The 3032-nt window shown below is 76.3% G+C and carries 4 protein-coding genes; all 4 read right to left on the bottom strand.

Annotated features, from left to right (window positions below; translation table 11 throughout):
• The coding region (locus AB0J68_RS30050; RefSeq protein ID WP_363941997.1) for an SAM-dependent methyltransferase at positions 1-181 on the bottom strand (181 nt) is incomplete at its 3' end.
• Positions 178-1533, bottom strand: a complete 1356-nt coding sequence (locus AB0J68_RS30055) for a cobyrinate a,c-diamide synthase (protein WP_363942000.1) — start codon at positions 1531-1533, stop codon at positions 178-180. The genes AB0J68_RS30050 and AB0J68_RS30055, both read right to left, overlap by 4 nt.
• The gene (gene cobO, locus AB0J68_RS30060; RefSeq protein ID WP_354863061.1) at positions 1527-2138 is read right to left on the bottom strand and encodes a cob(I)yrinic acid a,c-diamide adenosyltransferase; all 612 of its coding nucleotides are present in this window, start codon (positions 2136-2138) and stop codon (positions 1527-1529) included. Before cobO ends, AB0J68_RS30055 begins: the two co-directional genes overlap by 7 nt.
• Positions 2139-2211: 73 nt before the next feature.
• On the bottom strand, positions 2212-3032 hold an 821-nt coding region (locus AB0J68_RS30065), incomplete at its 5' end, for a VWA domain-containing protein (RefSeq protein ID WP_363942004.1).

Below are 3032 nucleotides of genomic sequence, written 5' to 3' on the forward strand. Positions count from 1 at the left end.
CGCTCGGCGCGACCCGGTCCGCCATCACGGGTACGAACACCGCGTCGGCCGCGCGCAGGATCCGTACGGCCTTGACGGTGAGCAGTTCCGGGTCACCCGGCCCGACACCGACGCCGGTCAGCGTGGCGTCGGCGGGACACGCGTCGGTAGTCGGCCCCGCGTGGGCGCGCTGCGCGCTCATCGGCACGCCTCGACCAGCCGGCGGGCCGCGGCGGGGTGGCCGGCCCAGTGGGTGTGCAGGTAGGAGGCGTGCACACGGCCGGCGACGAAGCCGTGGTCCGTGCCGTTCCAGCGCCACGCCGGCCGCTCGCCGTGCCCGGGGTCGGTGGTGGTGCGGTGGAACTCGTGGCCGCGTACCGGCTCGCCCGCGCGGGCCACCGGGGAGTCGGTGACGGCCAGGGCCTCGCGGTAGCCGAGGGTGAGCCGGCTGGTCATCCGGGCGGTGAGGTCCAGCCGACCGCACATCGGTACGCCGTCCAGGGCCTGCCCGAGGTAGAGCAGCCCGGCGCACTCGGCCACGATCGGCCCGTCGAAGTCGGCCAGCTCGGCCCGGAGCGTGCCGTTGCCCGCGAGGGCCTCCGCGTACGCCTCGGGGAACCCGCCGCCGATCACGACCGCGCGGGTGCCGGCGGGCAGCGCCGGGTCGCGCAGCGGGTCGATGGTGACCACGTCCGCCCCGGCGGCGGTGAGCAGTTCGGCGGTCTCCGCGTACGAGAAGGTGAAGGCCGGACCACCGGCGAGCGCGACGAGCGGGCGTTCGTGGCCGGCCGGCCCGCCGACGGCGGCGACCGGGTCCCACGCCGGGGTGGTCAGCGGCGCGGCGGTGCGGGCCAGGTCGAGCACGGCGTCGAGATCCACGGTGGCCTCGACCAGCTCGGCGAGGGCGGCGACGATCGCGAGGGACTCGGGCGCCCGCTCGGCGACCGGGACCAGCCCGAGATGCCGGGCCGGCGCGGCGACCTCGGCGGCGCGGGTGACCGCCCCGAGCACCGGTACGCCCACCTCGGCGAGGGCGTCGCGCAGCAGGGTCTCGTGCCGGGGCGAGCCGACCCGGTTGAGGATCACCCCGCCGATGCGGACCGCCGGGTCGAACGCGGCCATGCCGAGGGTCAGCGCGGCGGCCGAGCGACCCTGCGCGGTGGTGTCCAGCACCAGCACCACTGGCGCGTCGAGGAGGCGGGCGACGTGCGCGGTGGAGGCGAAGTCGCGTCGGCCCACCGCGCCGTCGTGCAGGCCCATCACACCCTCCACCACGGCGATGTCGGCGGGCGTCGGGATGCGCGCGCCGTGGCGCAGCAGACCGGCGATCCGCTCGGCTCCGACCAGGAACGGATCGAGGTTCCGGCCGGGCCGCCCGGCGGCGAGGGCGTGGTAGCCGGGGTCGATGTAGTCCGGGCCGACCTTGTGCGGGCTGACCGTCAGGCCGCGACGGCGCAGCGCGGCGAGCAGCCCGGTGGCGACTGTGGTCTTGCCGTGGCCGCTGGCCGGCGCGGCGATGACCACTCGGGGCAGCGCCCAGGGCGCGCTCACCACTCGATGCCCTTCTGGCCCTTCTGGCCGGCGTCCATCGGGTGCTTGACCTTGGTCAGCTCGGCCACCAGGTCCGCGGCGGCGATCAGGCGCGGGTCGGCGTCCCGGCCGGTGATGACGACGTGCTGGAAGCCGGGGCGGTCGGCCAGGGTGGCGACCACCTCGTCGACGTCCACCCAACCCCACTTCATCGGGTAGGTGAACTCGTCCAGCACGTACAGCCCGTACCGCTGCGCGGCCAGGTCGCGCTGGATCTGCCGCCAGCCCTCCAGGGCGTCCACGGCGTGGTCGGCCTCGCCGCCGCGCTGGATCCAGGACCAGCCCTCGCCCATCTTGTGCCAGGCCACCGGCGCGCCCTGGCCGGTACGCTCGTGCACCTCGCCGAGCGCCCGGAAGGCGTTCTCCTCCCCCACCCGCCACTTGGCGCTCTTGACGAACTGGAACACCCCGACCGGCAGGCCGGCGGTCCACGCCCGCAACGCCAACCCGAAGGCAGCGGTCGACTTCCCCTTCATCTGTCCGGTGTGGACGATCAGCAGTGGCCGGTGCCGCCGCTGCCGGGTCGTCAACCCGTCAGCGGGCACCACGCTCGGCTGTCCCTGTGGCATCAGCCCGTCCCCCGTCCCGCGGGCACTCCCGCGATCGTGCCTTTTCTGCTGGTCATCTGCGCGCTTGGTCCCCTCATGTCGCGACCGGAACCGCACGATCGCGGGGGCGGGTCAGGGCGGCCAGGGGGGTCAGGGGCGCGTTCAGCTGGGTGGCCAGGCGGCGCGCCAGGTGCAGGCGGACCGGGCCGGACTCGCAGTCGACGACGACGCAGGGGGCCGCTGTCGCGGCCAGCACCGTCGCGGCCGCCGCGGCCCGGTCCAGCGGACGCGACCCGGCGGTGGCTCTGCCGTCGGTGACGATGAGGACCAGGGGGCGGCGCTTCGGGTCACGTCGGCGCTCCAGCCGCAGCAGCTCGGCGGCGGCGAGCAGGCCCTCGGCCAGCGGCGTGCGACCACCGGTGGGCAGCTCGGCCAGCCGCGTCGAGGCGGCCAGCACCGACGAGGTGGCCGGCAGCAGCGTCCGCGCACCGCTGGCCCGGAAGGCGATCACGGCGACCTTGTCCCGCCGCTGGTAGGCGTCGGTGAGCAGCGCGAGGACCGCGTCCTTCACGGCGGTCATCCGCTGCCGGGCGCCCATCGACCCGCTCGCGTCCACCACGAACAGCACGAGGTTGCCCTCACGCCCCTCCCGGACCGCCTCCCGCACGTCGTCCGGGCGCAGTCGCAGCGGGCCGGTCAGCCTCCCCCGGGCCGCCTGATGGGGCGCGGCGGCGCGAATCGTGGCCGGCAGGTGCAGCGCGCCGACCCGAGCGGCCGGCACGCGGGCCCCGGTGGTGCGTCCCCGCCCGGTGCGGGCGCGCGACCGCCGCCCGGGCACGCCGTCACCGACGCCGGGCGCGGTGAGCAGCTGGGCCCGCAGACCACCGGTGGGCAGGGTCAGCCGGTGGCCGTACC

This window comes from Micromonospora sp. NPDC049580 (assembly GCF_040675595.1).
GTDB lineage: Bacteria > Actinomycetota > Actinomycetes > Mycobacteriales > Micromonosporaceae > Micromonospora.